24 protein-coding genes are annotated in these 24998 nt (G+C 72.6%); 13 read left to right on the top strand and 11 right to left on the bottom strand.

From position 1 onward, the window contains the following. Position 1: 1 nt before the first annotated feature. From AB0H37_RS02945 to AB0H37_RS02925, 5 genes are read right to left on the bottom strand one after another with little or no spacing between them, the layout of a single operon-like run. Positions 2-847, bottom strand: a complete 846-nt coding sequence (locus tag AB0H37_RS02945; RefSeq protein WP_329086566.1) for an alpha/beta hydrolase — start codon at positions 845-847, stop codon at positions 2-4. Between the two features lie 35 nt (positions 848-882). Beyond that, positions 883-1671 carry an SDR family NAD(P)-dependent oxidoreductase gene (locus AB0H37_RS02940; protein WP_329086568.1) on the bottom strand — a complete coding sequence of 263 codons (789 nt, stop codon included), beginning with the start codon at positions 1669-1671 and terminating at the stop codon, positions 883-885. Next, positions 1668-2459, bottom strand: a complete 792-nt coding sequence (locus AB0H37_RS02935; RefSeq protein WP_329086570.1) for a glucose 1-dehydrogenase — start codon at positions 2457-2459, stop codon at positions 1668-1670. Before AB0H37_RS02935 ends, AB0H37_RS02940 begins: the two co-directional genes overlap by 4 nt. Continuing rightward, entirely contained in the window at positions 2456-2692 is a 237-nt protein-coding gene (locus tag AB0H37_RS02930; RefSeq protein ID WP_089309888.1) for a ferredoxin, read from the bottom strand. The genes AB0H37_RS02935 and AB0H37_RS02930 overlap by 4 nt, the downstream gene beginning before the upstream one ends. Then, a complete protein-coding gene (locus AB0H37_RS02925) occupies positions 2689-3846 on the bottom strand; it encodes a Rieske 2Fe-2S domain-containing protein (RefSeq protein WP_179837062.1) in 1158 nt (385 codons plus the stop codon). Before AB0H37_RS02925 ends, AB0H37_RS02930 begins: the two co-directional genes overlap by 4 nt. 143 nt (positions 3847-3989) lie before the next feature. On the opposite strand from AB0H37_RS02925, the gene hsaA reads away from it, so the two are divergent. Next, the gene (gene hsaA, locus AB0H37_RS02920; RefSeq protein ID WP_179837061.1) at positions 3990-5156 is read left to right on the top strand and encodes a 3-hydroxy-9,10-secoandrosta-1,3,5(10)-triene-9,17-dione monooxygenase oxygenase subunit; all 1167 of its coding nucleotides are present in this window, start codon (positions 3990-3992) and stop codon (positions 5154-5156) included. 107 nt (positions 5157-5263) lie between these two features. On the opposite strand, the gene AB0H37_RS02915 is transcribed toward hsaA, so the two are convergent. Beyond that, complete coding sequence (locus tag AB0H37_RS02915) at positions 5264-6424, bottom strand: alpha/beta hydrolase (RefSeq protein ID WP_329086575.1); 1161 nt, start codon at positions 6422-6424, stop codon at positions 5264-5266. After that, positions 6421-7941: an FAD-dependent oxidoreductase gene (locus tag AB0H37_RS02910; protein WP_360610975.1), complete on the bottom strand. Its 1521-nt coding sequence runs from the start codon at positions 7939-7941 to the stop codon at positions 6421-6423. The genes AB0H37_RS02915 and AB0H37_RS02910 overlap by 4 nt, the downstream gene beginning before the upstream one ends. Positions 7942-8116: 175 nt before the next feature. Here AB0H37_RS02910 and AB0H37_RS02905 point away from each other — a divergent pair, with 175 nt between their 5' ends. From AB0H37_RS02905 to AB0H37_RS02895, 3 genes are read left to right on the top strand one after another with little or no spacing between them, the layout of a single operon-like run. Continuing rightward, positions 8117-8758: a TetR family transcriptional regulator gene (locus tag AB0H37_RS02905; RefSeq protein WP_329086578.1), complete on the top strand. Its 642-nt coding sequence runs from the start codon at positions 8117-8119 to the stop codon at positions 8756-8758. A 48-nt stretch (positions 8759-8806) separates the two neighbouring features. Next, the gene (locus AB0H37_RS02900; RefSeq protein WP_329086580.1) at positions 8807-9556 is read left to right on the top strand and encodes an SDR family oxidoreductase; all 750 of its coding nucleotides are present in this window, start codon (positions 8807-8809) and stop codon (positions 9554-9556) included. 11 nt (positions 9557-9567) lie between these two features. Then, positions 9568-10344, top strand: coding sequence for an SDR family oxidoreductase (locus tag AB0H37_RS02895; protein ID WP_360610973.1), 777 nt, complete (start codon positions 9568-9570; stop codon positions 10342-10344). A 48-nt stretch (positions 10345-10392) separates the two neighbouring features. On the opposite strand, the gene AB0H37_RS02890 is transcribed toward AB0H37_RS02895, so the two are convergent. After that, complete coding sequence (locus tag AB0H37_RS02890) at positions 10393-11313, bottom strand: 3-oxoacyl-ACP reductase (RefSeq protein ID WP_360610971.1); 921 nt, start codon at positions 11311-11313, stop codon at positions 10393-10395. Between the two features lie 438 nt (positions 11314-11751). On the opposite strand from AB0H37_RS02890, the gene AB0H37_RS02885 reads away from it, so the two are divergent. The 6 genes from AB0H37_RS02885 (at position 11752) to AB0H37_RS02860 (ending at position 17516) form a co-directional block, all read left to right on the top strand. Next, positions 11752-12912 carry a steroid 3-ketoacyl-CoA thiolase gene (locus AB0H37_RS02885; protein ID WP_360610969.1) on the top strand — a complete coding sequence of 387 codons (1161 nt, stop codon included), beginning with the start codon at positions 11752-11754 and terminating at the stop codon, positions 12910-12912. Positions 12913-12919: 7 nt separating this feature from the next. Beyond that, the gene (locus AB0H37_RS02880; protein ID WP_360610967.1) at positions 12920-15106 is read left to right on the top strand and encodes an acyl-CoA dehydrogenase; all 2187 of its coding nucleotides are present in this window, start codon (positions 12920-12922) and stop codon (positions 15104-15106) included. Next, on the top strand, positions 15103-15714 hold the full coding sequence (locus AB0H37_RS02875; RefSeq protein ID WP_360610965.1) for a PaaI family thioesterase: 612 nt from the start codon (positions 15103-15105) through the stop codon (positions 15712-15714). Before AB0H37_RS02880 ends, AB0H37_RS02875 begins: the two co-directional genes overlap by 4 nt. 54 nt (positions 15715-15768) lie before the next feature. Then, positions 15769-16353, top strand: a complete 585-nt coding sequence (locus tag AB0H37_RS02870; protein ID WP_329086597.1) for a TetR family transcriptional regulator — start codon at positions 15769-15771, stop codon at positions 16351-16353. Next, positions 16350-16805: an epoxide hydrolase N-terminal domain-containing protein gene (locus tag AB0H37_RS02865; RefSeq protein WP_360610963.1), complete on the top strand. Its 456-nt coding sequence runs from the start codon at positions 16350-16352 to the stop codon at positions 16803-16805. Before AB0H37_RS02870 ends, AB0H37_RS02865 begins: the two co-directional genes overlap by 4 nt. Before the next feature lie 93 nt (positions 16806-16898). After that, positions 16899-17516, top strand: a complete 618-nt coding sequence (locus tag AB0H37_RS02860; RefSeq protein WP_329086601.1) for a Type 1 glutamine amidotransferase-like domain-containing protein — start codon at positions 16899-16901, stop codon at positions 17514-17516. Between the two features lie 25 nt (positions 17517-17541). Here AB0H37_RS02860 and AB0H37_RS02855 read toward each other — a convergent pair whose 3' ends face one another. Beyond that, positions 17542-18297: a hypothetical protein gene (locus tag AB0H37_RS02855; RefSeq protein ID WP_360610961.1), complete on the bottom strand. Its 756-nt coding sequence runs from the start codon at positions 18295-18297 to the stop codon at positions 17542-17544. A 176-nt stretch (positions 18298-18473) separates the two neighbouring features. On the opposite strand from AB0H37_RS02855, the gene AB0H37_RS02850 reads away from it, so the two are divergent. After that, complete coding sequence (locus AB0H37_RS02850) at positions 18474-19895, top strand: ATP-binding protein (protein ID WP_360610959.1); 1422 nt, start codon at positions 18474-18476, stop codon at positions 19893-19895. Between the two features lie 639 nt (positions 19896-20534). On the opposite strand, the gene AB0H37_RS02845 is transcribed toward AB0H37_RS02850, so the two are convergent. Further along, positions 20535-20780, bottom strand: coding sequence for a hypothetical protein (locus AB0H37_RS02845; protein WP_360610957.1), 246 nt, complete (start codon positions 20778-20780; stop codon positions 20535-20537). 30 nt (positions 20781-20810) lie between these two features. Beyond that, positions 20811-22418, bottom strand: coding sequence for a class I adenylate-forming enzyme family protein (locus AB0H37_RS02840; protein ID WP_179837047.1), 1608 nt, complete (start codon positions 22416-22418; stop codon positions 20811-20813). A 253-nt stretch (positions 22419-22671) separates the two neighbouring features. Here AB0H37_RS02840 and AB0H37_RS02835 point away from each other — a divergent pair, with 253 nt between their 5' ends. Together AB0H37_RS02835 and AB0H37_RS02830 are read left to right on the top strand one after the other, a co-directional pair. Next, positions 22672-23433, top strand: a complete 762-nt coding sequence (locus AB0H37_RS02835) for an SDR family oxidoreductase (protein ID WP_360610955.1) — start codon at positions 22672-22674, stop codon at positions 23431-23433. Positions 23434-23531: 98 nt separating this feature from the next. After that, on the top strand, positions 23532-24950 hold the full coding sequence (locus tag AB0H37_RS02830; protein ID WP_360610953.1) for an ABC transporter substrate-binding protein: 1419 nt from the start codon (positions 23532-23534) through the stop codon (positions 24948-24950). Positions 24951-24998 lie beyond the last annotated feature (48 nt).

The raw sequence follows: 24998 nt of genomic DNA, 5'->3' as shown, positions 1-24998 counted from the left end.
CTCAGCCCTCCCGGGTGGCGAAGGCGTGGATCTCGGCCCAGACCGCGGCGGGCTGCTCTTCCTGGGAGAAGTGGCCCGTGTCGCGGATGGTCGCGGTGGTCAGGTTCTCCACGCCCGCCTTGCGGAAGCCCTCCGCGTAGGCGGCGATGTCGCCGCCCTCGCAGTCCCCGCGCAGGTAGAGAACGGGTGTCGTGACCGGGCCCGTCAGGGCGGCGTTGTCCTCGGCGTCCTGCGCGAAGGCGCGGTAGAGGTCGAAACCGGCGGTCAGGGACGCGTCCGTGCCGTAGGCGGCCGCGTGGGCGGCGCGGGAGCCGGGCGTGATCCTGGACGGGTCCGCGGACAGCACGTCGTAGAAGTGGTCGAAGTACTCGGCCTGGCGGCCGCGGACGAGGGTCTCCGGCAGGCCGGGAACGGCGTGCAGGCCGAAATGCCAGATGGTGGGGCTGGCGATGACCGCGTCCCAGGGCGCGACGCCCGGGATCGCCGTGTTCATGATGACCACCCGCGCCGCCTCGTACCGGCGCAGGTAGGCGTAGGCGACCATTCCCCCGGCGTCGTGGCCGACCAGGGTGAGGTCGTCCAGGCCCAGGTGCCGGACGAGGTCGTGGACGACCGAGGCCAGGGCGCGCTTCGATCCGCAGGTCGCCCCGGTCGACCCGCCGATGCCCGGCAGGTCGGCGGCGACGAGGCGGACCCCCGGGGGCGCGGCGGCCATCACGTCCCGCCACGTCCGCCACGACTCCGGCCAGCCGTGCAGGAACAGGTACGGCCGGCCGGAGGGGTCTCCCGACTCCGCGACGTGCAGCGAGTGGCCGGCGACCGGGACACGGGCATGGTGAACGGACATGCTCCATGCCTACCGGACGCCGGCTGCGGAGCGTGTCAGGACGGCTTCGGAAGCATGCGCCGCATCGCGGCGTGCGCCCCGGCGACGAGCTTCTCGCGGGGGAAACCGGCGCGTTTGCGGGCCATGTCGTAGTTGCCGCCCGCGACCCAGACCGGGCCGTCCCCCAGGTGTTCGAGGCCCTCGCGGGCGACGTCGTCGGGCTCGGCGACGTTCAGGCCCGGCATGTCCATGTCGAGGCCGGCGCGCTCCATCGCCGGGGTGCGGGTCACGCCGAGGACCAGTTCCAGGACGTCCACCCCGTGCTCGCGCATCTCCAGCCACAGCCCCTCGGCGAAGACGCGGCCGAACGCCTTCACCGCCGAGTAGATGCTGATCTGCGGCTGTCCCATGTAGCCGGCGAGGGAGCCGACCAGCAGGATGCCGCCGCGCCCCCGCTCCTTCATCAGCGCGCCGAAGTGGTGCGTCAGCGCGAGCTGGGCGGTGACGTTGAGGTCGATGACGCCCTGGAAGCGGTCCAGGTCGCCGCTGACGAACTCGTGGCCGTAGCTGTTCGCGCCCGCGTTGAAGACCAGCAGCCCGACGTCCAGGCCGTCGGTCACCTCGCGGATCGCCTTGACCGGGTCCGGGGCGACCAGGTCCAGTTCGAGGGTGCGCACCTCGACGCCCTTCGCGCGGACGGCCTCGGCCGTCTCCGCCAGCGGCCCCGGCTTGCGCGCGATCAGCACGAGGTTCAGGCCCGCGTCGGCGAGGCGGTGCGCGAAGGCCGAGCCGACGCCCTCCGAGCCCCCGGCGATCACGGCCCACGGGCCGTATCGGTCGATCATTGCTCTCCGTCCAGGTCCGGGGTCCAGGCGACGCCGTTGACATGCGAGCCGCCGTCCGCGAACAGGGTGTTTCCGGTCAGGTAGCGGGCGTCCTCGGACGCCAGGAACACCGCCACGGGGGCGATGTCGGTCTCCGGGTCGCCGAGGCGGCCCATCGGGTTGGCGCGGTCGGCGGCGGCCTCGATCTCCGGGTGCGCGGCCGCCATCCGGCGGAAGGCCGCGCTCTTGGCGCCCGGGCAGATCGCGTTGACGACGACGCCGGTCGGCGCCCACTCGCGGGCGGCCGTGCGGGTCAGCGTCCGGAGGGCCTCCTTGGCCGAGTTGTACTCCAGGGTCCCCATGTGGGCGTTGACGCCGTTGAGGGAGCACATGTTGATGACGCGCCCCCACCCGCGGGCCTTCATGTGCGGGAAGGCGGCCTGCATCGCCCACAGCGGGCCGTAGTAGCCCATCGCGAACCCGCGGGCGAGCTGCTCGTCGGTCTTGGTCTCCACCCGGCTCACCGTTCCGGCGCCCCAGGCGTTGTTGACCAGGACGTCCACGGAGCCCCACGTCCCGACCGCCGCGGACACCATCGCGTGGACCTGCGCCTTGTCGGTGACGTCCGTCCGGACGAACCGGGCGTCCGCCCCGATCTCCGCGGCGACCCGCTCCCCGGACTCCGGGTCGAGCTCGGCGACCAGCACGCGGGCCCCTTCGGCGGCGAAGCGGCGGGCGATGCCGCGCCCGATCCCGTCGCCCGCGCCGGTCACGACCGCGACCCGCCCTGCCAGCCGCCCGCCCGTCACTCGACCACCGTGATGGCGCCGTTCAGCGCGGCCTCCTGGATGGCCGAGCGGAGCGCCGGGCAGGTCGCGTGCGGGTCGTCCAGACCCACGCACGCCTCCCTGGCCTCGGCGTTCCACTGGATGCTCGTCTGCTCCCAGCTCGACTTGCGCACCAGCACCTCGGCGGCGCAGCGGCGGCAGCGGACCGGCAGCAGCGGCCCCTCCAGCAGGCGCTCGTCCTGGCGGGTCGTCACGCCGACGCCCCCTCGGCCTCCCGGCGGGCCATGTTCGCGTCGACCTCCTTCTGCCAGGACTCCACCGGACGGGTCGTGTCGATCTCGTACTCGAACCGGTCGGTCATCTCCGGCGTGACGTCGGCGGCGTCCACGTAGAACTGCTCGTACCAGCGGCGCAGCTGGTAGACGGGCCCGTCCTCCTCGCAGAGCAGCGGGTTGTCGATGCGGGTCTTGTTCCGCCAGATCTCGATGTCCTGCTCGAAGCCCGTCAGGATGAAGTCCGACAGCTTCTGCGCGGTGGCCTCGGCGGCATCGGGCGGCAGCGCGTCGCTGTGCTGGACGATGATGCCCGAGTGCAGCGCGAACGAGTTCTCGTCGATCGGGTAGTGGCAGTTGATCAGGACGGAGTGCAGGTCGTACCCCTCGTAGTGGTACGTCAGCTCGTCGATCATGAAGGATGGGCCGTGGTAGGACGCCACGGAGGTGTTGCCGAGCATCTTCGGCCCGCCGCCCCCGCCCTCCCGGCGCGCGTCCTCCCGCGTCCGGCCCTTCATGATCTGCGTGGCCACCTGGCCCTCGAAGATGTTCTTGAAGTAGGTCGGGAACGACTTGTGGATGTAGAAGAAGTGCGCCATGTCCACGACGTTGTCGATGACCTCGCGCGCGTTGGTGTGGACGACCGTCTCCGTCCAGCGCCAGTCGGTCCAGTCGTCGCGGGTGGCGCCCTCGATCACCGGGATCGTCACGTCCTCCGGCGGCTTGCGGCCCTCCGGGTCGTTCCAGACGAACAGCAGCCCGTCCTGCTCCATCGTCGGCCACGCGGCCGTCCGTGCCCGCAGCGGGACGCGGCGCGCGTAGGGGATCTGCTTGCAGCGGCCGTCGCCGCCCCAGCGCCAGTCGTGGAACGGGCACGCGATCGCGTTGCCCTTGACGGTGCCCTGGGACAGGTCGCCGCCCATGTGCCGGCAGTAGGCGTCCAGGACGTTCGTCGTGCCGTCCTCACCGGTGAAGACCACGAGCTTCTGCCCGAACGCGTTGACCGTGTGGGGCTTGCCGTCCCGGAACTTCTCGGCCAGCCCGAGGCAGTGCCATCCCCGGGCGAACCGGCGGGCGATCGCCTCCGCCTCGATGGCGCGGACGGCGTCCGACTCGGTAGCGGTCACGTGGATCATCCCTTCAGCGATGGATGGGTGATTCGAACGTTAGGTCGCAGGTCACCGTCCCGACCGCCGAGTCCCATTGGGCGGGACGCCCGTCCCCGCGCCGGCAGGGGACCATGGTCTCCTGCAATGGCCTTACTAGGGAAGGAGCGGGGATGAGCAACGAGGTCCTGGACGCGGTGCGCGGACTGCTGCCCGGCATCGCCGAGCGGGCCCGGTCCGTGGACGAGAAGGGAGGCGTCCCCGCCGAGACGATCCGGGAGCTGACCGCCGCCGGGGTGTTCCGGATGCTCCAGCCCACCCGCTACGGCGGCGCCGAGGACGACCCGGTCGCCTTCTACGAGGTGATCCGCGCGGTCTCCGGCGCCTGCGGCTCGACCGGCTGGGTCGCCGCGGTCCTCGGCGTCCACTCCTGGCATCTCGGCCTGTTCGCCGACGAGGCGCAGCGCGAGGTGTGGGGCGCCGGCCCGGACACCCTCATCGCCTCCTCCTACGCCCCGATCGGGCGCCTCACCCCCGTCGACGGCGGCTACGAGGTGACCGGGCGCTGGTCGTTCTCCTCCGGCTGCGAGTTCGCCTCCTGGGCCCTGCTCGGCGCGCTCGTCGTCGGCGCCGAGGGCCGCCCGGTCGACTTCATGACCGTCCTCGTCCCCCGGCGCGACTACGAGATCGCCGAGGTCTGGGACTCGATGGGCCTGCGCGGCACCGCCAGCGACGACATCGTCGTGGAGAAGGCGTTCGTCCCGTCCCACCGCGCGATGCGCAACTTCGAGCAGGCCCAGCTCCGCAACCCCGGCCGCAAGGTCAACACGGGCCCGCTCTACCGCATGCCCTTCGGGACGATCTTCACCAGCACCGTCGCCGCCAGCGTGATCGGCATGGCGGCCGGCTGCCACGACCTGTACGTGACCCGCATGCGCGACCGGATCCGCCTCAGCCTCGGCGGCGGCCGCTTCGTCGAGGACCAGTTCGCCCAGGTCGCCGTCGCCCGCGCCGCCTCCGAGATCGACGCCGCGATCCTGCAGACCGACCGCAACGTCCGCGAGATCCACGAGTACGCCGTCCGCAACGAGAAGATCCCGATGGAGCTGCGCCTGCGCGCCCGCCGCGACCAGGTCCGCGGCACCGAGCGCGCCATCGAGGCCATCGACATCCTCTTCAAGACCGCCGGCGGAAACTCCCTGCACCGCGGCAACGTCATCGAACGCGCCTGGCGCGACGCCCACGCCGGCAGCGTCCACGTCGCCAACGACGTCGAACACGCCCTCTCCATGTACGGCCGAGGCGAATTCGGCCTCAAGGTGGAAGACAACCTGGTCTGACTCCCGGCGCACGCCTCGGCGGCCCGCGCGGCGGCGTGCGCCGGGGCGGGCGCGTCGGGGCGATGGTGCGGGCCTGCCCGGCGAAATGCTCGGTCAGGCCCGCGGTGTCAGCAGGTCGTGGGCGGGGTCTCGCCGCTGCGGACGGCCTGGGCGAACTTCAGGGACGTCTCGAAGGACGCGTTGATGCTGCCCCGGTGGTCGGCGCCCTCGAACGTCCGGTAGGCGACGGTCCCGTAGCGCCTGCACAGGTCGTTGACGATGTTCTGCGTCGCGGCGGGGGAGACCTCGCGATCGCCGGTGCCCTGGGCGACCAGCGTCGGGACCTTCAGGGTCAGGCCGAGCGCCTCCTGCGAGTCGTAGTAGGCCTCGAACCGCGTCAGGTCGGCGTCCGGACGGAACACGTCGTCCAGCGGCAGGTCCCTGCTGAGCTGCTTGAGCTGGAGAAGGCACGCGTTCGTCCGGCCCGCCCTGGCGACGGCGGCGGCGTCGTCGGTCAGCAGGTCCTCGGGGACGAATGCCGGGTCGGCCGCGTGCGCGCCGTTGAGCAGCACGAACAGGAACGGCAGAGCGACCTCGGCGCCCGGGTACTGCGCCCTCACGTACTGCGCGGTCTGGCTCATGTTCGAGCCGGGCGCGATCGCCACGGCACCCTTGAGGCGGATGTCGCGGGGCTTCTGCCTCGACGCCGCCGTGTAGAGCGTGGCCTGGCCGCCCTGGCTGTGGCCGGCGACGAACCAGTCGCGTCCGATGCGGTGGTCCACCTCGCGGGCGGCCCGGACGATGTCGGTGACGGTGTTGGCCTCGCTGACCCCGTTCATGTACGGGTGCCCGCCGGGCGTGCCGAGTCCCTCGTAGTCGGTCTGGACGACCGCGAAGCCGTTCGCGACCCACTTGTCCAGGTACGGCTCGGTGAGCGACAGGTAGTCGCGCACCGGGCCGCCGGGGGCGTCGGCGGACGGCGCGCAGGCGTCGGCCGTCCCGGTGGTGCCGTGCGCCCAGCTCAGCACCGGCCAGCCGCCGCGCGGCGGGGCGCCCTTCGGGACGGCGACCGTCCCCGAGACCGTGATCCGCTTCCCGCCCACGCCCTCGGAGACGTAGGTGACGAACCGGTTCCTCGCCGCGCTCGGCAGCGCCGCTAGGTTCGTCAGCGGCCGGTTGTGGAGCAGCGTCCCGCGCTGCGCCGGGGCGGCCTGCGCGGGGACGGCGGCGACCCCGGCCATCGCGGCGCACGCGGCGGCCGCGACGGCGACCCTTCCTGCGGATCTCACGTGTGGTTCCTCCTGATGTCCTGGACGGCGCGGTAGGCGAAGGCCATGGCCGATCCGATCGGCACTCCGGGCCCCGGGTAGACGGGGCCCGTGAACGAGGCGCTGGTGTTGCCGGCGGCGTAGAGCCCGGGGAGGGGACGTCCCGAGCCGTCCAGGACGCGGGCGTCGGCGTCGGTGCGCAGCCCGCCCTTCGTGCCGAGGTCGCTCAGAACGACCCGAGCCGCCAGGTAGGGCGGCCGGTCGACGGGCACGACGCACGGCTCGCCGCCGGAGAAGTACAGGTCGTAGGCGTCCTCGCCGCGATGGAAGTCCTCGTCCGCGCCCTCGGCGGCGAAGCCGTTGAACCGCTCGACCGTGCCGGTGAGCGCGTCCGGCGGGAGGCCGATCATCTCGGCCAGCTCGGGCAGGGCGCCCGCCTGGACCCAGGCGCCCGACGCGAGCTGCTCGTCGGCCCGCAGCGGCGGGACGGAGATCGCGGGCAGGCCGCCCGCGCGCGAGTCCCAGACGAGGTGGAACGGCCCCTCGGCGGCGGCCATCCTGCGGCCCATCCGGTCGTAGGGGAGGGACTCGTTGGCGAACCGGCGGCCCGCGGCGTCCACGATCAGCCCGCCGCGGAACCCGAGGGTGAACGCGGGCCGGCCGTCCGGGGTGAGGAGGCCGGGGCAGAACCAGGCCTGGTCCAGCAGGCCGGTGGACGCGCCGATGCGGACGGCGGCCTCGATCGCGTCGCCGGTGTTCGCACCATCGGGGGCCATCGTCCAGCCGGCGCCGCCCGGCACGCCGCGCTCGGCCCGCAGCGCGGTGGACGACTCGAACCCGCCCGCCGCCAGCAGGACGCCGCGCCGGGCCCGCAGCCGCACCGGGCCGTCCGCGGTCCTCGCCGCGACCCCGGCCACCCGGCCGTCCTCGACGATCAGGTCGGTCAGCGCGGTCCGCGTGCGGACGTCCCCGGCACCGGTCGCGGTGATCGCCAGCAGCAGCCGGCCGATCAGGGCCCGGCCCTGCGCCAACGGCTTGGACGCCGAATGCCCCCGCCCCGCCCTGTCCCGGTCGACCGGAGGACGGACGAGCGCCGCCAGCTCCCCGAGCCGCTCGGCCGGCAGCTCCAGCGGGACGAACGACCGCCCCAGGTCCAGGCGTCCAGGCGCGTCGAAGTAGTCGGGGAACGCCTGGAAACGGAACTCGACCTCCGGGTCCTTTTCCAGGAAGTCCACCAGTTCAGGGGCCGTTTCCAGGAATGCCTCGCGGCGCTCCTCCTCGGCGTCGCCCAGCAGCGCCCGCAGGTAGGTCCGCGCGCCCTCGGCCGAGTCGCCGAGCCCGGCGCGCTCCTGGACCCGAGTCCCCGGCAGCCAGATCGCCGCGCCCGAGTACGCGGACGTCCCGCCGAGCAGGCCCGTCTTCTCCAGGACGGCGGTGCGCAGCCCGCCCGACGCGGCGGCGAGCGCGCCCGCCATCGCCCCGGCCCCGGAGCCGGCGACCACCACGTCGTACTCGTCGTCCCATCCGGCTCGTCCCATGTGACATGCCCTCCGACCTCGGGATCTCGGCGCGGGCACACCGTAGAGCGCGGCCCCGGCGGGGAGGGGCGGCCCGTCCCACTGACCGGTACGGACGTTCGCGGGGACGGTCCGGAGCCCGGATATTGTTCCTGGCAGGGAAGGATCGGGACGCGAAGGGAACCGGGGGAGGACCGTGGCGAGGATCGCAGCGGGCAGGCTGTCCGCCGAGCCGAGCTCGCCGGAGCAGCACGACCGGCGCGAGCGCATCCTGCGCGCCGCGTCGCGCATCGGTGCCGAGAAGTCCCTCGAACGCGTCCAGATGCACGAGGTCGCGAAGGCCGCCGGGGTCGCGATCGGGACCCTGTACCGGTACTTCCCGTCCAAGGTCCACCTGTTCACCGCGGTCATGGCCAAGCAGGTCGACCGGCTCCGCGACCAGGTCACCGAGCCCGCGCCCGGCACGAGCCCGGAGGACGCGGTCGCCGACCTGCTGGTGCAGGCCAGCCGGCACCTCATGGCGCAGCCGGTCCTGTCGACGTCGATGCTGCACGCGTCCAACACCGCCCACGTCGCCACCGTCGCCGACACCGTCTACATCGACAGCACGTTCCGGGAGATCCTGCTGCGGGCGGTGGGGATCGAGGTGCCGACCGCGCAGGACGTCACCCTCGTCCGGCTGCTGATGCAGTGCTGGTACGGCGTGCTCCAGTCGAGCCTGAACGGCCGCGCGTCCATGGCCGACGTCGAGAGCGACATCCGCCTCGCCTGCCGGCTGCTGCTGGCGCCCCGCTCGAACGCCCCGCGAACCGGCGGGACGCCCGACGCCTCCCGGTGATCGGGACCGTTCCGGCGGACGCCCCGCGGCCGCGGCTAGCGTGCCGCCATGAATCGCTTTGACGGCGTGAAAGTGCTGCTCACCGGGGCGGCGTCGGGCATCGGGCGGGCCACCGCGATCCGCCTGGCCGCCGAGGGCGCCGCGGTGTACGCCGTGGACGTCTCGGAGCGGGGCCTCGCGGAGACGGCCGCCGCGGCGGGCGGGCCCGGCACCATCGCCACCCGCGTGGCGGACGTGACCGACGAGGCCGCCGTGGTCGCGACCGTGGCGGACGCGGCCGGGACGCTCGGCGGCATCGACGTCCTCGTCAACGTCGCGGGCGTCCACAAGACCACCCCGATCGAGACCCTCACGGTGGACGACCTCCACCGGATGTTCTCCGTCAACCTCGTCGGCACGGCCCTGTTCTGCCGCGAGGCCCTCCGGCACCTCCCCGATCGCACCGGCGTGATCGTCAACACCGCCTCGCTGTCGGCGACGCAGGGCAACCCGTTCATGACGGCGTACTCGGCGTCCAAGGGGGCCGTGCTGGCGTTCTCGCTGAGCCTCGCCGCCGAGCTGGCCGCCCGCCGCATCCGGGTCGTGCCGATCTCCCCGGGCGCCGTCGACACCCCGCTGACCCGGGCGCCCGGCATGTTCCCGGACGGCCTGGACCTCACCTACTTCACGAAGATCCGCTCCTACTACGGCGCGGCCGAGCCCGAGCACGTCGCGGCCGCGATCGCGTTCGCCGCCTCGTCCGACGCGGCCTACTTCACCGGCGCCGACCTCCGCGTGGACGGCGGCGCCCACACCTGAGAGGGACCACCATGGCACGCACCATCGCCGTCAGCGGTTCGGCGTCCGGCATCGGCGAGTCCCTCGCCGGGATGCTCCGCGACGCGGGCGAGACCGTCATCGGGATCGACCGTCGCGACGCGGACGTCTGCGCCGACCTCGGTGTCCCCGATGGCCGCGCGAGCGCGGTCGCAGAGACGCTGGAGAAGGCGGGCGGGCGGCTCGACGCCGTCGTGGCCTGCGCCGGCGTCTCCGACTTCACGATCATGCCCGTCAAGGTGAACTTCTTCGGTGTCGTCGGGCTGCTGGACGGGCTGCGGCCCGCGCTCGCGAAGGCCGGGGCGCCGCGCGCCGCCGTGGTCGGTTCGATCTCCGGCACCCACCCGGTGGACGACGACACCGTCCGCGCCTGCCTGGACCTGGACGAGCCGGCGGCGATCGCGGCGGCGACGAAGGTCGAGGAGAGCGGCGCCGGCGGCCGGCTGTACCCGTCGTCGAAGTCGGCGCTCGCGCAGTGGATGCGCCGGGTCTGCGCCACCCCCGAGTGGGCGGGCGCGGGCATCCCGCTGAACGCGATCGCGCCGGGCGTCGTCAGGACGCCGATGACCGTCCCGCTCTTCGAGGACGAGGGCATGTTCGAGATCATGAAGGAGGCCGTCCCGATGCCGCTGAACGGCTTCGCCGGCCCCGAAGTGATCGCAGCGGCGCTGCGCTGGCTGATCTCCCCGGTCAACACCCACATGACCGGCCAGGTCATCTACGTGGACGGCGGCGCCGAGGCCACCCTCCGCGGCGCGGACATGTTCTGAGCACACGGCGGCCGCCCCTCGCCTCGCGGGGCGGCCGTCGTCCGCGCTTCAGTGCCTGCTGGTGCCGGTGTCGTCGAGCGCGGCGACGCTGTAGGCGGCGTAGGTCCTGTGCGGCTCACGTCCCTCGAAGTACGGGGTGACCTGCTCACCGAGCTCCTCGACGGAGAAGACGCCGTCCGCGGCGGTGAACTTGTGCTCCACGGTCGGCGCGGCCATCAGCGCGACCATGTCCCCGTACACGACGAACACCTGCCCGCTGATCTTCTCCGCGGCCGGGGACGCGAGGTAGCCGACGAACGTCCCGACCCGCTCGGGCGCCATGGAGTCCAGCCCTCCGGGGGAGGTGCCCTCGGCGAACGTCGCCTCGGTCATCGCCGTCCGGGCCCGGGGGCAGATCGCGTTGGCGCGCACCCCGTACCGGCCGAGGCCCGCCGCCGTCGACAGCGTGAGAGCGACGATGCCGGCCTTCGCCGCCGAGTAGTTCGGCTGGCCGGCCGACCCGAACAGGAACGCCTCCGACGCGGTGTTGACCACCCGTCCGTAGACGGGACCGCCCGCGGCCTTGCTGGCGGTACGCCAGTGAACGGCGGCGGCCCGCGACACCGACGCGTGCCCCTTCAGGTGGACGTGGATCACGTCGTCCCAGTCCGACTCCGACAGGTTGAACAGCATCTTGTCGCGCAGCACGCCCGCGTTGTTGACCAGGACGTCCAGCGAGCCGAACGTGTCGACCGCGGCCGACACCAGCGTGTCGCCCATCGACCAGTCGCCGACGTCCCCGGTCACCGCGACGGCCTGGCCGCCCGCCCGCTTGATCTCGGCGGCGACCTCCTCGGCGGCCGGGCCCACGTCGTTGACGACGACGTTGGCGCCCCGCGCTGCCAGGGCGAGGGCCTCGCAGCGGCCCAGCCCCGCGCCCGCGCCGGTGACGACGGCGGTGCGGCCCGCCAGAGAGAGGTCGGCGTTCATCGGAACCTCCGGGTCGGTGATGATCTCGTCCGCCGGGAGGCTAGTACGTATTCTAGTTCCGCCGCGGGTGACGTCCCGCTGAGCGGGTCCGCGCCGCCCGCATGATCGGCCCGGACCGCTGAGTGGGACACCCGTTGTGCCCGAATGAGAATGAATTCTAGTGTCGCGCCATGACGCTGAACCTGGCGACCCTCTTCGAGGCGGTGGCCGCGGCCGTGCCCGGCCGCCCCCCCTCGTCCGCGGCGACCACGGGCCGACCTTCGCCGAGCAGGCGGGCCTCGTGCACGCGGAGTTCGCCCCCGCCGCCGAGTCCCGATCCGACTGATCCGGCGCCGGTTGCCCGACCCGGGCTCCAGCGGCCCGATCCGCCCCGAGAACGTCGCCACAGGCCCGGCACCGTCCACCGATCAGCCTGTCCGTAGTGAAGGAGTGTCCTCCATGCCCGAGGCCGTCATCGTCGATGCCGTCCGGACTCCGGTCGGCAAGCGGTACGGGGCCCTTTCGGGGCTCCATCCGGCGCAGTTGCTCGGGGCGGCGCAGCGCGGGCTGCTCGACCGCGCCGGTGTCGAGGCCGCGACGGTGGGGCAGGTCGTCGGCGGGTGCGTGACGCAGGCGGGCGAGCAGTCCAACAACGTGACCCGCAACGCCTGGCTGTACGCGGGCCTGCCGTACCAGACGGCGTGCACCACGATCGACTGCGCGTGCGGGTCGTCCCAGCAGGCCGTGCACCTCGTCGCCGGGCTGATCGCGTCCGGGGCGGTCCACACCGGGATCGGCTGCGGCGTCGAGGCGATGAGCCGGGTCTTCCTCGGCGGGGCGCTCACGCCGGAGACCGGCAGCCCGGCGCCGGACGGATGGGAGCTGGACATGCCCGACCAGTTCACCGCGGCCGAGCGCATCGCGAAGAAGCGCGGCATCACCCGCGAGGACGCGGACGCGTTCGGGCTGGCATCGCAGGTCAAGGCGAACACGGCGTGGGCGGAGAACCGTTTCGCTGGCCAGATCCTGGAGATCGAGGCGCCGGTGATGACCAAGGAGGGCCCCACCGGGGAGACCGCCGTCGTCACCCGCGACCAGGGCCTGCGCGACACGACCGCCGAGGCGCTCGCCGGGCTGAAGCCGGTCCTCCCGGACGGTGTCCACACCGCGGGCAACTCCTCGCAGATCAGCGACGGCGCCGCGGCGGTGCTGCTGATGGCGGCGGACCGGGCCGCCGAGCTGGGGCTGCGCCCCCGCGCCCGGATCGTCGCGTCCGGGATGGTGGGCTCCGACCCGTACTACCACCTGGACGGGCCGATCGAGGCGACGCGGCACGTGCTGGACCGGGCCCGGATGAAGCTGTCCGACATCGACCTCGTGGAGATCAACGAGGCGTTCGCATCGGTCGTCCTGTCCTGGGCCTCGGTGCACGGCGCGGACATGGACCGGGTCAACGTCAACGGCGGCGCCATCGCCCTCGGCCACGCCGTCGGCTCCACCGGCGCGCGACTCATCACCCAGGCCGTGAACGAGTTGGAGCGGTCCGACAAGTCGACGGCGCTCGTCACGATGTGCGCGGGCGGCGCGCACTCCACGGCCACCATCATCGAACGGATCTGAGGAGCACATGACCATCGGGCTGACCGAGGAGCACCGCGACCTGCGCGACGCCGTGCGCGCGTTCGCCTCCCGGCAGGTGACCCCCGCGGCCGTCCGCGCCGCCGTGGACGCCGAGCGGGACCAGGCGCCCGCGTTCTGGGACGATCTCGCCGCGCAGGGCCTGCTCGGCCTGCACCTTCCCGAGGACGCCGGCGGTGCGGGCTACGGTCTGGTCGAACTGGCCGTCGTCCTGGAGGAACTGGGGCGGGCCGTCGCTCCGGGGCCGTTCCTGCCGACGGTGCTGGCGAGCGCCGTGCTGCACCGGGCGGGGCACACCGAGCACCTGCCGTCCCTCGCCGACGGGAGCACGGTCGGCGCCGTGGGCCTGGACGCGGGGACGCTCTCGCTCTCCCGCGCGGGCGGCGAGATCACGGTGACCGGCACGTCGGGACCCGTCCTCGGCGCCCCGCCGGCGGACGTCCTCGTCCTCCCGGTGAAGGACGGCGACGCGACGGCGTGGATCGTGCTGCCCCGGGACGCCGTGAGGGTGGACGAGCTGCCCAGCCACGACCTGACCCGGCGGCTGGCCCGGGTCGGGGCGGAGAACCAGATGGTCTCCGACCGTTCAGTCCTGAATCTGGACGCACAGGTCGTGCGCGACCTCGCGGCGGTCCTGTTCTCCGCCGAAGCCTCCGGCCTGGCCGACCGGGCGACGGCGACCGCCGCCGAGTACGCCAAGGTCCGCGAGCAGTTCGGCCGTCCCATCGGGCAGTTCCAGGGGGTCAAGCACCGCTGCGCCCGGATGCTCGCGCACGCCGAGCAGGCCCGCGCCTGCGCCTGGGACGCCGCCCGCGCCCAGGACGAGGGGCGGGCGCGGGAGGCGTCGCTCGCGGCCGCCGTCGCCGGGGCCACCAGCGTCCAGGCCGCGTTCCAGACCGCGAAGGACTGCGTGCAGACACTCGGCGGCATCGGCTTCACCTGGGAGCACCACGCGAGCCTCTACCTGCGCCGCGCCCAGACCCTCCGCGTCCTGCTCGGCTCCACCGCGTCCTGGCGCCGCCGCGTCGCCCGCCTCACCCTCGACGGCGTCCGCCGCGAACTCCGCGTCGAACTTCCCCCGGAGGCCGAGCGGATCCGCGCCGAGGTCCGCGCCGAGCTGGAGCCCGCCAAGGCCCTGGACGGCGAGGAGCGCTCCGCCTACCTCGCCGACCGCGGCTACACGTCCCCCCACCTGCCCGAGCCCTGGGGGAAGGGCGCCGGCGCCGTCACCCAGCTCGTCATCTCCGAGGAGATGCGCGCCGCCGGCCTGCGCGCCCACGACATGATCATCGGCAACTGGGTGGTGCCGACGCTGATCGCGCACGGCTCGCCCGCCCAGCACGAGCGGTTCCTGCCCCCTTCCCTGCGCGGCGACATCCGCTGGTGCCAGCTGTTCTCCGAGCCGGGCGCGGGCTCCGACCTCGCCGCCCTCGCCACCCGCGCGGAGAAGGCCGAGGGCGGCTGGAAGATCACCGGCCAGAAGGTGTGGACGTCCATGGCCCGCGAGGCCGACTGGGGCATCCTGCTCGCGCGCACCGATCCGTCCGTCCCGAAGCACAAGGGTTTGTCGTACTTTCTCCTCGACATGAGGTCGCCCGGCATCGACATCCGGCCGCTGCGCGAACTGACCGGCGACACCCTGTTCAACGAGGTGTTCCTGGACGGCGTGTTCATCCCCGACGACCTCCTCGTCGCGGCGCCGGGCGACGGCTGGAAGCTCGCCCGCACGACCCTCGCCAACGAACGCGTCTCGCTCTCGCACGACTCGTCCCTCGGCAGTGGCGGCGAGGCCCTGATCAAGCTGGCCGCGGACGCCGGCGACGAGCGCCTGACCACGCTCGGCGGCATCCTCTGCGACGCGCAGTCGAGCAGCCTGTTCGGCCTGCGCACGACGCTGCGCTCGCTCGCGGGGGGCCGGCCCGGCGCCGAGTCCAGCATCGGCAAGCTGATCGGCGTCGAGCACATCCAGCAGGTGTGGGAGACGGCCGTGGACTGGATCGGCCCGGAGGCGCTCTCCGGCGAGGGCGAGGGCGGGAGGGGCGACCCGACCTGGATGTTCCTGAACTCCCGCAACATGTCGATCGCGGGCGGCACCACCGACGTCCAGCTGAACATCATCGGGGAGCGCCTCCTCGGCCTCCCGCGCGACCCGCAGCCGTCCGGAGCGGCGTCATGACCCTCGACCTTCAGGCCGAGGTGCAGGCGACCGGCGTGGACGCGGCGGCCGCGGCGGCCCGCCGCGTCCTCGACGCGCTGGTCCGCTCCGGAGACCTCTCGGGTGCCGACATGTCGGACGTGGCCGACCGCCTGAACGCCGTGGCCGACGACCTGGAGTCGGCGGCACCGCCGCTGCGCGACCGCCTGGTCGACATGTGGCGCGGCGACGGCAACACCCGCCACGACCCGGTCACCGGCCCCGAGAACCCGATCGCCCCGCCGCTGGAATACACCGCCGCGGACTCCCGCACCATCGAGGCCGCCACGACGCTGGGCCTGCCCTACCAGGGGCCGCCGTCCAGCGTCCACGGCGGAATCTCGGCCCTCCTCCTGGACCACACCCTCGGCGTGGCGAACGGATGGGCGGGCAAGTCCGGCATGACAGCGGAGCTCACCCTGCGCTACCACCGCCTGACGCCCCTCTTCGAGCCCCTCACGATCAGCGCCCGCCAGGTCTCCGTGGACGGCCGCAAGATCCGGATGGTGGGAGCCATCCGGGCCGGCGGCGAAGACTGCGTGACCGCCGAGGGCCTCTTCGTCGCCAAGTACCCACCCCGCCCTCGCTGACCTGCGATGACAGATATGTACGTTTGTTCCTAAGGTTCGTGTACGTTTGTACATATGGGGGAGACGGGACCAGCGGAGGACCGCAGGCGGACACGCCGCAACGACCCGGACCGCAAGGCGCGCATCGTCGAGGCCGCCCTCGACGCCATCGCGGAGGACGGCGCGGCGGCGGCGACCCACCGGAGCATCGCCGCCCGGGCCGGCGTGCCGCTCGGCTCGGTCACCTACCACTTCGCCGGTCTCGGCGACCTGCACGCGCAGGCGTTCGCCCGGTACGTGGACGTGGCGTCGGCGGCGTTCGAGGACCTGTTCGCCGACGTCGGGAGCCGCGAGCAACTCGTCGACGTCCTGGTCGGCTACGTGCACGGGGGGCCGGCCCGGCGGCGCAGCGCGACGCTCGGCTTCGAACTCCACCTCGCGGCGCTCAGGGTGCCCGCCCTCCGCGCCCTCACGCAGGCGTGGACGGCGGGAAGCCGCGCCGTGCTGGCCCGCTTCACCGGCCCCGACGCCGCCGCCCGCCTGGACGCGCTGCTGGAGGGGATGGTCATGCACGCCCTGCTCACCACCGAACCGGAGCCGCGCGAGGCGACGAGGGCGGCGATCGTCCAGACCCTCGGACCGGAGGAGGCGCGCCCGTGACGCCTCTTGTGATCGCCGTGCCCGACGCCGACCTGGACGACCTGCGCTCACGGCTGCGCCGCACCCGATGGCCGGACCTCTGGCCCGCCCCCGGATGGAGCGCCGGCACCGACCCCGCCGCGCTGCGACGCCTCACCGCCTACTGGGCGGACGGCTACGACTGGCGCACCCACGAGGCCGCCCACGGCGGCGACCTGGGTGCCGGAATCAGCGCCCGTCTGGCGGAGGCCCACCCCGAAGCCCTCGTCGGCATCCACGTCCTGGCGGTGGACGTCCCCACGGCCCTCGCCCTCTTTCCAGCCGACCTGGCCCACCCACCCCGCACCTGGGCCGAGCGCACCTACAACCTGACGAGATACACGGTCATGCCCCGCGGCGGCCACTTCGCCGCCCACGAGGAACCCGTCCTACTCGCAGACGACCTCAAGGACTTCTTCCGCCCCCTCCGCTGACCCCGGCTCCATCGACTCCTGGACCCTGACGCCCCGCCACTCCTGCGTCCTGACCGCTCCCCGGCCGGGTCCATGGCGGGAGAGAATCAGGGGGTGACCTTCTTGGCGGCGCGGTTGTTCCTGGGGTCGGCCGGGCTGGGAGCGCTGCCCGCCTGGCTGGGCTCGCTGCCGGTCGTGCCGCGCCGGGCGGTGCTGATCCCCACGGCGGCGAATCCTCTGCCGTCCGCACCGTTCGTCGGTGTCGCCGCCGAACTGCTCGGGACGGAGGGGGTGGCGGTGGACGTCCTCGATCTCGAACGCGCCGCAGGTGACGACCTACGGCGTGCGCTGGACGGAGCCCAGGTGGTGTTCGTCACCGGCGGGTATCCCATCTTCCTGCTGGAGCATGTCCGCCGCAGCGGGTTCGACCGCCTTGCCGCGACCGCCGTCGCCGACGGGTCCCTGGCCTATGCGGGGATCTCGGCGGGAGCGGCTCTCGCCGGGCCGGACCTGCGGGCGCTGCAAGCCGCGGACGACCCTGGAACCGTCGACTCCACCGCCGGGCTCGGCCTGGTCCCCTTCGTGGTGCTGCCCCACCGGAACCGGGGGCGGGCCGCGCGGCACGACCGGCTGGCCCGCGAACTCGGCGGGACCTGGCGCATGATCTCCATCAACGACGACCAGGCCGTCGGCGTCGCCGGCGACGCCTTCGAGATCTTGGATTCCGGCTGATTCTCGGGAGGGAGCGCGAGGCGCGCTAACGGCCGGTCCCCAGGGCGATGTGGGCCTTGCAGCCCTGCCTGGCCTCGGTCGGGGACGGCACCCATGCCTTGGTCTTGCCCGGGGAGACGCTGGCGAGGACGCAGCGCGGTTTGCCCGGGGGCGTGGCGTCGGAGTACAGGGACACGCCGACGGCGAAGTCGGACTGGGGCTCGGTCTCGATCCTGATCGCGGGGTGCAGGCCGAGCTTCGCCAACGCGGCGCGGACGTCCCTCTCCTCCACGCCCCGGCCAGAGGGAAGCGCGTTCACCTTGGGCAGGGCCCGCTCGATGCGCGCGGCGGAGACCGGCGGTGCCTCGGGCCATGGGGCGAACGTCGGGGGAGCGCCGTCGGGGCAGGGAGCGGGCGGTGGGGCGGTGTCCCACTCGCCGGGCCTGCCGTCGAAGGCCAGCTCGAAGCAGCGGTTCGCGGTGACCCGACCGGGCCCCTGGAACAGGCCCTCGCCGCGTAGCGCGACGCCGGAGACCCGCACGGTCACCCGGACGCCGCCCGGGGTGCCGGTGCCGGCGCCCGACACGTTCAGGACCTCGACGCCCTTGAGGTCCGCGATGTGGTGGCCGATGTCGCCCGCCTTGACCAGCCGGGTGCCGTACATGGCGTTGCTCACCTGCCTGACCTTGTCGCGGGCGTCGTCGACGGCGTCCGCCTCGGCCGTGGCGTCCGCGCAGCCGGCGGCGGCCAGGGCGGTGACGGCAAGGGCCGCGATCATGGTGAGGCGCACCGCTCGACTCAATCACACCTCGGGGGGCGGCCCTCAGTCCGGCCGAGCGTCACGATTCGTGAGGCCACCGCCGTTAGAGGTCGCGGCCCAGGGCGACGGACAGCTCCACCGGCATCGGCCTTCCTTGGTAGTTCTCATCTACGTAGACTGAATCTACATAGATTCGAGCTACACGCTTGGGGGGCCTGGTGTTCATCGGGAGGACGGCCGAGCTGGCGCTCTTGGGAAAGCGTCTGGAGCGGGTCGCGGCCAAGGGGGCCGGGACGGCGGTCGCCCTGCGCGGTCGCCGCCAGGTCGGCAAGTCGCGGCTCGTCCAGGAGTTCTGCGACCGGGCCGGGGTGCCGTACCTCTTCTCGGCCGCCACGAAGGGAGCGTCGCCCGTCGAGGCGGTGGCCTCGTTCACGCGCGACCTCAGGGAATCGGCCCTGCCGGGCGAGCCCGGCCTCATCCCCCGCCTGGACGGCGGCAACTGGCCTGACGCGTTCAGGGTCCTTGCGGCGGCTCTCCCGGACACTCCGTCCATCGTCGTGCTGGACGAACTGCCGTGGCTCGCCGAGCAGGACCCCGTGTTCGACGGCGCACTGCAGACCGCGTGGGATCGGCTGCTGTCCGCCAAGCCCCTCCTGCTCCTCCTCCTGGGCAGCGACCTGCACATGATGGAGCGCCTCACCGCCTACGACCGCCCGTTCTACGGGCGGGCCGACAACCTGGTGCTCGGACCGCTGAATCCGGCCGACCTGGGCCGGGCGCTCGGACTCGGCGCCGCCGACGCCATCGACGCGCACCTGGTCTCCGGAGGGCTGCCGGGCATCATCCGCACCTGGCCGCATGCCACGCCCGCACTGGACTTCATGCGCGACGAGTGCGCCGACCCGGCCGCGGCCCTGTTCGGCGTGCCTGAGGCGTCCCTTCTGGCGGAGTTCCCCAACCCCGACACGGCGCGGCGCGTGTTGGAGGCCATCGGCGCCGGCGACCGGACGCACGCCAACATCGCCGCGGCGGCCGGTGGACGCGGCGAGGCGCTCCCGTCCGGGACCCTGTCGCCTCTCCTGCGCCGGCTGACCAGGGAGAAGCACGTCCTCGTCGAGGACCACCCCCTCTCCGTGAAGTCCGGCAGGCCCGCCCTGTACCGCATCGCCGACAGCAACATGCGCCTCTACCTGGCGGTCCTCCGGTCGGCCCACGAGCAGGCCCGCCGGGGACGGCCGGAAGCGGGCTTCCGCCTGATCGAACGCCGCTGGACGTCCTGGCGGGGCAGAGCCGTGGAACCGCTCGTCCGGCAGGCCCTGGAGCTGGCGGACCTGCCCTGGCCGGACGCCGGCGCGGTCGGCGGCTGGTGGAACCGCCGCTTCGACCCGGAGATCGACCTCGTCGGCGCCGACCGCGCGCCCGTGGCGAACCGGATCCACTTCGCCGGCTCGATCAAATGGCTCAACGGCCCGTTCGACGACCGCGATCTGGCGACCCTCCGCCGAGCCGCCACCGCGGTGCCCGGCCTGGACCCGGCGACCGCGGACCTCGTCGTGGTGTCCCTTTCCGGAACGGACATGACCGGTGACGTCGCCCTGAGCTGGGGCCCCGACGACGTGATCGCCGCCTGGCGCCGGTAGCGGCCCAGCCTGACTGCGACGATTACAGAACCGAAGAAGATGGTCACATGCGGTCCCTGTGCGATCGCCTGTGACACTCTTCGAATGGATGAGATAAAGATCACTGACAATCGGCCCATTGGCGGTGGCGTGTATCACAAATGGTTGCCGATGTGTCGTTCTCGAACACAGTTCACAGCGTCAGCGGCGAAGCGCTGACGTCTCTACAAACGGAGGTAGGAACGTGAAGCCCGACGAGTGCCCGATCTGCCGCGCTCCCAAGGGAAGCTGCCCGCACGGTTAAGGCACAATAGACCGCCACTATCACCGGTGGTGCTCACATAGTCGCCTGCGGTGAACCGTCGCCGCAGAACCGGGTTCCGGCACCCGCCCCTCGTGGCGGGTGTCGGAGCCCCTCCTTGTCGTCGATCTGTATGGATCGAGAATGGCGCGTTCTTCGTGCCGGTTCAGATCGCCTGCCGTCCAGCCGTCCAATAATGGCGATGGTGGGCGGCTTTGGCGTTCCCGGAAACTGCCCTGAGGTGACTTCTTCTATCATGGAGAAATGCAATTCAGGGGCAGAGTTGTGGTCGCCGCCCTCGAAACGGAGCGGTCATGACCAGTGGACGTGCCGATCCCATACGAATCCGCTCTGCACAGTCATGGCATCCAGTCATCTTGGCCACCCGCGGCCTGGGAGTGCGGCGCGTCATGCACCTCGCGGACGGCAGCAAGGGCGATGACGTGGTCGCGCGGAACATGGTGCGCGCCGCGTAGCGCGCGGGGGTGAGGCACCTCGTGCTCATCTCGCAGCTCCTGCACGATCGTCGGCCGTCCCGTGCGCGCGGCCGGCTCCCGGACCCGCTGGTCCCGTTCCGCACGGCGTGACAACTCGTCCCGCAGCATGCCTCCACTGTCGCCGGGAGCGCGGGCGGGTCAGAGGACCTCGGTCTCGACCTGTTTGCGGAGCACCTTTCCGGTCGCGTTGCGGGGGAGGGGGTGGGTGGTGACGTGCCAGCGGGACGGGACCTTGAAGTAGGCGAGCCGCTCCCGGGCGAAGTCGGCCAGATCCTCGGCGGTGGGCGGGGCGTCGGCGAAGACGGCGACCGCGGCGACCTCCTGGCCGAGATCGGGGTGCGGGACGCCGATGACGATGCACTCGCGCAGCCCCGGGTACTCGGCGAGGACGTTCTCGATCTCCGCCGGGTAGACGTTCTCGCCGCCGCGGATGATCAGGTCGGAGCGGCGGGTGGTGAGCCGCAGCCGGCCCTGCTCGACCATGCCGATGTCGCCGGTGTGCAGCCAGCGGTCGGCGTCGAACGCGCGGGCGGTGGCCTCCGGGTCGCGCCAGTAGCCGACCATGTTGTAGGCGCTGCGGACGCAGACCTCGCCCTCGACGCCGTCGGGGAGCGGCTTGTCGTCGGGGTCGCGGATCTCCAGTTGCACCCCGACCGACGGGCGGCCGAGCGTCCCCGGCGCCTCCGCCAGGTCGGCGGGGGTGGCGGTGGACACGCCGGTGCACGACTCGGTGAGCCCGTAGCTGTCGACCAGGCCGCCCTTCGCGGGCGGGAACACCGCGCGCAGCCGCTCCTTGAACGCCGGTGAGGACGGCGCGGTGGCCAGCGAGAACGCCGTGAGCGAGGAGACGTCGTACTTCGCCAGGTCGCCGTGCTCGATCATCCGGTGCGCCATGGTGGGGACGGCGCCCCAGTTCGTCACGCGCTCCCGCTCGATGAGGCCGAGCACCTTGTCCACGTCGAAGCCGCCCTCGTGCATGATCACGGCGGTGCCGGTGGCGAGCCGGGGCACGGCGAGGTTGTGCAGGCACGCGATGTGGAACAGCGGCAGCGCCAGCAGGTAGCGGCGGGACGCGGGGTCCACCGGGTCGCCGAAGGCGCGCATCAGGGCGTCGTTGAAGCGGTGGTACTCGATCACCGAGGTCAGGTTCCGGTGCGAGTGGACGGCCCCCTTGGGGCGGCCCGACGTCCCGCTGGTGTAGAGGATGACCGCCGGGTCGTCCTCGGCGACCCGCGGCGGCTCCAGGACGGCGTCCGGGTAGCGGCGCGTCAGCGACGGGACGTCCCGCTCCACCGTCAGCACGTCCTCGGAGATCAGCGCGGCCCGCTTCTCGTCGGCGATGACGACCTTCGGGTCGGTGTGCCCGAGGGCGTACTCGATCTCGCGGGGCGCCCACCAGGCGTTGTAGCCGACCGCGACCGCCCCCGCGGCGATCGCCGCCCAGAACGACACGATCCACTCGGGGCTGTTGGCGGCGTCGATCGCGATGCGGTCTCCGGGGCGCACCCCGAGGTCGTCCCGCAGCGCCTTCGCCATGGAGGCGACGGCGGCCGCGTGCTCGGCGAAGCTCAGCCGCCGGTCCGCGGTGACGATGTAGTCGCGGTCGCCGTGGGACGCCGAGTCGACGAGCACCTCGCCGAGGCTGCGGGCGCGGTTCGCGAACACCGGGATCCGGGCGCCGAGCACGTCCTCCTCCCGCAGCTCGAACTCGCCACCGGGACCGGTCAGCCTCCGGACGATCTCCATGGGGACCCCTCCTCCTCGCCGGACGCGCTCATTGTCGGCCGCCCCACCACGGGCTTCACCAGGGCATTCCGCTCAGCGGGACCGCCGCCCGCACCTCAGGTCGCGGTGATTCCCGGTGAGCGGGACTGGTCACTTCGCGTGGTCCCCATCACATCACCATGGGCCCTCACCAGGACTGATTCAGTCCGGGCCCTGCCGCGTGCGGCGCGGGGGACCGGGCTGGGCGCGAAGCAGGACTGAGCGGAGTCGTTTCATGGGAAGCCTCAGCGGCAAGGTCGCGATCGTGACCGGAGCGGGACAGGGCGTCGGGCAGGGCATCGCGCTCGCGCTGGCGTCGGAGGGCGCGGCGATCGCCGTGCTCGGCAGGACGCGGGCCAAGCTCGACGCGACGTGCGAGCTGGTCCGGGCGCGCGGCGCGAAGGCCGAGGCGTTCGTGTGCGACGTCGCCGAGACCGAGGCGATCCCCGCGGTGGTCGAGCGGGTCGCCGAGACGTTCGGCGGCGTCGACATCCTCGTCAACAACGCCTACTCCGGCGCCTACGGGCCGCTCCTGGAGACGAGCGACCGCGCGTTCCGGAAGGGGTTCACGACCGGCCCGTTCGCCGCGTTCGCGTTCATGAGGGCGTGCCACCCGCACATGAAGGCGCGCGGCGGCGGCAGCATCGTCAACCTCGTCACCTCCGCCATGGTCCGCTGGGATCCCACCACCTTCGGCGCCTACGCGGCCGCCAAGCAGGCGCTCCGGTCGCTGACCCGCACGGCCGCCGCAGAGTGGGGGCCGGACGGGATCCGCGCCAACAGCATCGCCCCGCACGCCCTTTCTCCCGGGCTGAAGTGGTGGGCGGAGACGAACCCCGAGGAGGCCGAGGAGTTCCGCAAGACGATCCCCCTCGGCTACATCGGCGACTGCGAGGACGACATCGGCAGGGCCGTGGTGGCGCTCGTCCAGCCCGCCATGCGCTACCTCACCGGAGCCACCATCCCGCTTGACGGCGGCCAGGCCCACTTCGGCTGAACCGGCGGCGACACAGACCACGCCCCCCGCCTGACATCACCTCACCACCCCATGCCACCGGCCGCGTGCGCGCGCGCCGGTGAAAGGAGTACGTCCGTATGAAGCTCGACAAGATCGGACGCCTCGCGGCGGGAGCCGTCGCGGTCGCGCTCGTGACGACGTCCTGTGCCAGCGACCGCTCGGGCACCGACGGGACGGCCGCCGGGAACGGGCCTGGCGGCGGCGCGAGCGCGGGCGCGGGCGCCAAGGCGTTCGGGACGCTGCCGTCGCCGTGCGGACCGGGCGACGCCAAGGGCAGGACGGACCAGGGCGTCACCGACGACCAGATCGCGATCGGGTTCGGCGACGACCGCGGCTTCACCTCGGCGCCCGGCCTGTCCAAGGAGATGGGCGACGCCGTCAGCGCCATGATCGACTGGTGCAACGGGCAGGGCGGCATCAACGGGCGCAAGATCAAGGGCAACCAGTACGACGCCGCCTACATGCAGTCCGCGAAGGTGGTGCAGGAGTCCTGCAAGCAGGACTTCATGCTCGTCGGGCAGGGCTTCGCGATGGACGAGGCCGCCGAGCAGTACCGGGTGGGCTGCAAGCTGCCGACCGTCGCCGGCTTCACCGTCGGCCCGAACGCGGCGATGGGCCCGATGAAGTACGAGGCCGTCCCGTACCCGGTGGACATGATGAACATCGGGGCGCTGCGCATCGCGCAGAAGATGTTCCCCGACTACAAGGACAAGACGGACCTGCTGCTGTCGACGTCCCCGGCCGTCAGCACCGGCACCAACAAGGTCGCGAGCGCGATGAAGGGGATCGGCGTCAAGCCGCTGGAGTGCGGCGTCCGGCTGAACGACGCGGGCGAGAGCAGCTACATGCCGTTCGCCAAGAAGATCAAGGACTGCGGGGCGAAGTACCTGTGGACGTCCGACTCGCCCGACCCCGGGCAGTTCAACCTGCTGGAGTCGATCGATCGGGCGGGCGCCGACCCCACCTACGTGTTCGAGGCGACCTGGTACAGCTCGCTGGTCTCCAAGTGGAACACCTCCGGCGCGGGTGACCGCCTGCACGTCGGCATGATCTTCCAGCCGCTGGAGAACGCGGACGAGGTCCCGGCGGTCAAGCAGTACACCGACCTCGTCAGCGCCGAGAAGGGCAAGGTCGCGCTGCTCGGCATGCAGGCGACCTCGGCGTTCCTGCTGTGGGCGCAGTCCGCGGGCAAGTGCGGCTCGGACCTCACCCGGCAGTGCGTGATCAACGAACTGTCGAAGGTGCACGAGTGGACGGGCGGCGGCCTGCACGCGCCGACCGACCCGGGCGCCAACAAGCCGGCGTCGTGCTCGCTCATGGTCAAGCTGGACAAGACCAGGTACGAGCAGGTCTACCCGAAGAACGCGGGCGAGTTCGAGTGCGGCGGCGACTTCGTCGTCAAGACCGACCCGAAGACGTGGGGGACGCAGCTCAACGGCGACCGGATCTCCACCAAGTTCCTGACCGGCGACGTCATCAAGCCCCAGACGTCCTGACCGCGACGGCGGCCGGAGCGTCCTCCCATGGCGGTGAACAAGTGGCGG

It is taken from the genome of Actinomadura sp. NPDC023710, assembly GCF_040639875.1.
Classification (GTDB): domain Bacteria; phylum Actinomycetota; class Actinomycetes; order Streptosporangiales; family Streptosporangiaceae; genus Spirillospora; species Spirillospora citrea.
Note: the sequence above shows the minus strand (reverse complement) of the source record. Positions and strands in the feature narration are given on the sequence as shown.

Excerpts from the sequence above, each read along its gene's own strand:
- AB0H37_RS02890 (WP_360610971.1), bottom strand. The coding sequence starts at position 11,313 with ATGAACGCCGACCTCTCTCTGGCGGGCCGCACCGCCGTCGTCACCGGC.
- AB0H37_RS02845 (WP_360610957.1), bottom strand. The coding sequence starts at position 20,780 with ATGCTGCGGGACGAGTTGTCACGCCGTGCGGAACGGGACCAGCGGGTC.
- AB0H37_RS02875 (WP_360610965.1), top strand. The coding sequence starts at position 15,103 with ATGACCCTCGACCTTCAGGCCGAGGTGCAGGCGACCGGCGTGGACGCG.
- hsaA (WP_179837061.1), top strand. The coding sequence starts at position 3,990 with ATGAGCAACGAGGTCCTGGACGCGGTGCGCGGACTGCTGCCCGGCATC.
- AB0H37_RS02900 (WP_329086580.1), top strand. The coding sequence starts at position 8,807 with ATGAATCGCTTTGACGGCGTGAAAGTGCTGCTCACCGGGGCGGCGTCG.
- AB0H37_RS02895 (WP_360610973.1), top strand. The coding sequence starts at position 9,568 with ATGGCACGCACCATCGCCGTCAGCGGTTCGGCGTCCGGCATCGGCGAG.
- AB0H37_RS02945 (WP_329086566.1), bottom strand. The coding sequence starts at position 847 with ATGTCCGTTCACCATGCCCGTGTCCCGGTCGCCGGCCACTCGCTGCAC.
- AB0H37_RS02835 (WP_360610955.1), top strand. The coding sequence starts at position 22,672 with ATGGGAAGCCTCAGCGGCAAGGTCGCGATCGTGACCGGAGCGGGACAG.
- AB0H37_RS02885 (WP_360610969.1), top strand. The coding sequence starts at position 11,752 with ATGCCCGAGGCCGTCATCGTCGATGCCGTCCGGACTCCGGTCGGCAAG.
- AB0H37_RS02840 (WP_179837047.1), bottom strand. The coding sequence starts at position 22,418 with ATGGAGATCGTCCGGAGGCTGACCGGTCCCGGTGGCGAGTTCGAGCTG.
- AB0H37_RS02880 (WP_360610967.1), top strand. The coding sequence starts at position 12,920 with ATGACCATCGGGCTGACCGAGGAGCACCGCGACCTGCGCGACGCCGTG.
- AB0H37_RS02830 (WP_360610953.1), top strand. The coding sequence starts at position 23,532 with ATGAAGCTCGACAAGATCGGACGCCTCGCGGCGGGAGCCGTCGCGGTC.
- AB0H37_RS02940 (WP_329086568.1), bottom strand. The coding sequence starts at position 1,671 with ATGATCGACCGATACGGCCCGTGGGCCGTGATCGCCGGGGGCTCGGAG.
- AB0H37_RS02925 (WP_179837062.1), bottom strand. The coding sequence starts at position 3,846 with ATGATCCACGTGACCGCTACCGAGTCGGACGCCGTCCGCGCCATCGAG.
- AB0H37_RS02910 (WP_360610975.1), bottom strand. The coding sequence starts at position 7,941 with ATGGGACGAGCCGGATGGGACGACGAGTACGACGTGGTGGTCGCCGGC.
- AB0H37_RS02870 (WP_329086597.1), top strand. The coding sequence starts at position 15,769 with ATGGGGGAGACGGGACCAGCGGAGGACCGCAGGCGGACACGCCGCAAC.